General features: G+C 73.6%; 1 protein-coding gene and 1 pseudogene. Both read right to left on the reverse strand.

Annotated elements, in window-relative coordinates; translation table 11 throughout:
• A pseudogene (locus AB0B89_RS36095) lies at positions 1–587 on the reverse strand (hypothetical protein); the annotation flags it as partial.
• Positions 588–607: 20 nt separating this feature from the next.
• Positions 608–2122, reverse strand: a 1515-nt coding sequence (locus AB0B89_RS36100; RefSeq protein ID WP_358562199.1) for a Pls/PosA family non-ribosomal peptide synthetase, incomplete at its 5' end; no start/stop codon positions are given.

A 2122-nucleotide genomic window follows, 5' to 3' on the forward strand; every position in this document is an offset into this window, starting at 1 on the left:
ACGGCTCCGGCACCCACCTGGGCGACGCGATCGAGCTGTCCGCGCTGCACGACGTCTTCGGCGGACGTCCGCCCGAGCGCCCGCTGCGGGTCGGCCACCTCGTACGGGGAGGCGGTGGTCACCGAGATCCGGTAGCTGGCCTTGTCACCCGGCTGGTCGTTGCAGGGAAACCACGACGGCGCCCCGGTCGGCTGGCTCGCGACGATCACTCCGTCGGTGAGCTGCTCCCAGCCCAGCCCGCCCCAGCGGCTCGGCACCGGGCGCGGGTTGCCCCCGTACCGGATCTCGGCGGAGAACAGCGTGCCCTCCTGCAAGGTCCGCGCCGGGGTGACGCGGAGCTTGCCGCCGTGGTGGGCGAAGCGGGCCGGCGCCCCGTCGACCAGCACCGCGGTCACCCGGAGCGCGTCCAGGTCGAGCGTGAACGCGCTCAGCGACCGTGTCGCGAACGCCGAGAGCGTGGCGGCGGCGCGCAGGCGGTTGGCCCCGACGCGGTAGTCCAGGGACAGGTCGTAGTGCTCGACCCAGTAGCCGTCGTTGCCCCGTTCCGGAAAGTAGGAGTGGCGAGAGGTGCTCGGTGCCACGCTCACGTGCGGTCATGCCTTCCGGATCATCTCGGCGAAGGAGAGGACCACGCCGCGATCGGGTTTCCGAACCAGCGGGTCCGCGGAGGCACGGACTCGCCGCGCATCACCAGGGACGCGGGCCCGACCGTGGTGTTCTCCCCGACGGTCGCCGAGGGAAGGACCACTCCGTGCGGGCCGAGTGTCGCCCCGTCCCGCAGTACGACCTTATCGATACTCATGACCCGGTCATGGAACAGGTGGGTCTGCAGCACGCAGCCGCGGTTCACGGTCACCCCGTCGCCGAGCCGGACGAGGTCCGCCTCCGGCAGCCAGTAGGTGTCGCACCAGACGCCACGGCCGACGCGCGCCCCTAGCGAGCGCAGCCACAGGCTGAGGGGAGCGGTCCCGAGCCAGGCCTCGGCGAACCACGGAGCGGCCAGCACCTCCACGAAGTTGTCGGCCAGCTCGTTGCGCCAGACGAACGAGCTCCACAGCGGGCGGTTCCCCGGGGCGATCCTGCCGAGCAGCGCCCACTTGGCCGCCGTCGTGATCGTGGCGGCCAGCACTCCCGCACCGGCCAGGACGAGACCGACCAGCAGCGCCGCGACCCCGAAGCCGAAGGACGCCGCGAAGAACTCCAGGGTCGCGGCGACCAGGACGGCGACCGCGACGGTGAACATGGCCGGGACGATCCGGCAGATCTCCACGGCGGCGCGCGCGGCCTTGAGGCGGCGCGGCGGGTCGTAGGTGCGGCTGCGGTCGGCGTCCTCGGCCGTCCTGCGCAGCTCGACGGGGGGCAGGCCGAGGTAGGACGACCCGGCCTTGGCCTTCTTCGGGGCGGCCGACAGCACGCCCACCAGCCCGTCCTTCGGCACCTTGCGGCCCGGAGCGGTCATGCCCGAGTTACCGAGGAAGGCGCGCTTGCCGATGCGCACCTGGTCGACCCGCAGGCTGCCGTTGACCAGCTCGTACGGGGCCACCATCGTGTCGTCGGCGAGGAACGCGCCGTCGCCGACCGTGGTCATGGTGGGCAGCGCGAGCACCGTCGACAGCTCCACGTCGCGCCCGACCTTCATCCCGAGGGCGCGCAGCCACGCGGGGGTCAGGATGCTCGCGTACAGCGGGAACAGCCAGACGTGGGCCGCCGCCATCAGGCGGCCGGTCGCCCACGCCTGCCACGCCGGGCGGCTGTGCACCGGGTGCTGCCCGGGATGCAGGCAGATGCCGAGCAGCCGCACGCAGACCAGCACGATCAGCGCGAAGGCGGCCAGCGAGGTCACCGTGGCGGGCGCCACACCGTACAGGGCGGCGGGCAGCGCCTCCCCGAGCGTCGCGGCCCCGCGGACGAACACCTCCAGCACGATCAGGCCGCACAGGGCCGCGACCACCGGGATCAGGCTAAGGAACATCGCCGACAGGCCGTACGCCAGCTCCCAGCCCCGGGAGCGCGGCGGCCTGGCGGAGGGCCGGAAGCGCCGCGCCTTGCCCTGCCTGGCGGCGGGCGCGCCCGCCCAGCGCTCACCCGAGGGCACCGGGCCGGCGACCACGGCGCCGGGGGC

Origin of the sequence: Sphaerisporangium sp. NPDC049002 (assembly GCF_040649355.1) — a bacterium.
Classification (GTDB): domain Bacteria; phylum Actinomycetota; class Actinomycetes; order Streptosporangiales; family Streptosporangiaceae; genus Sphaerisporangium.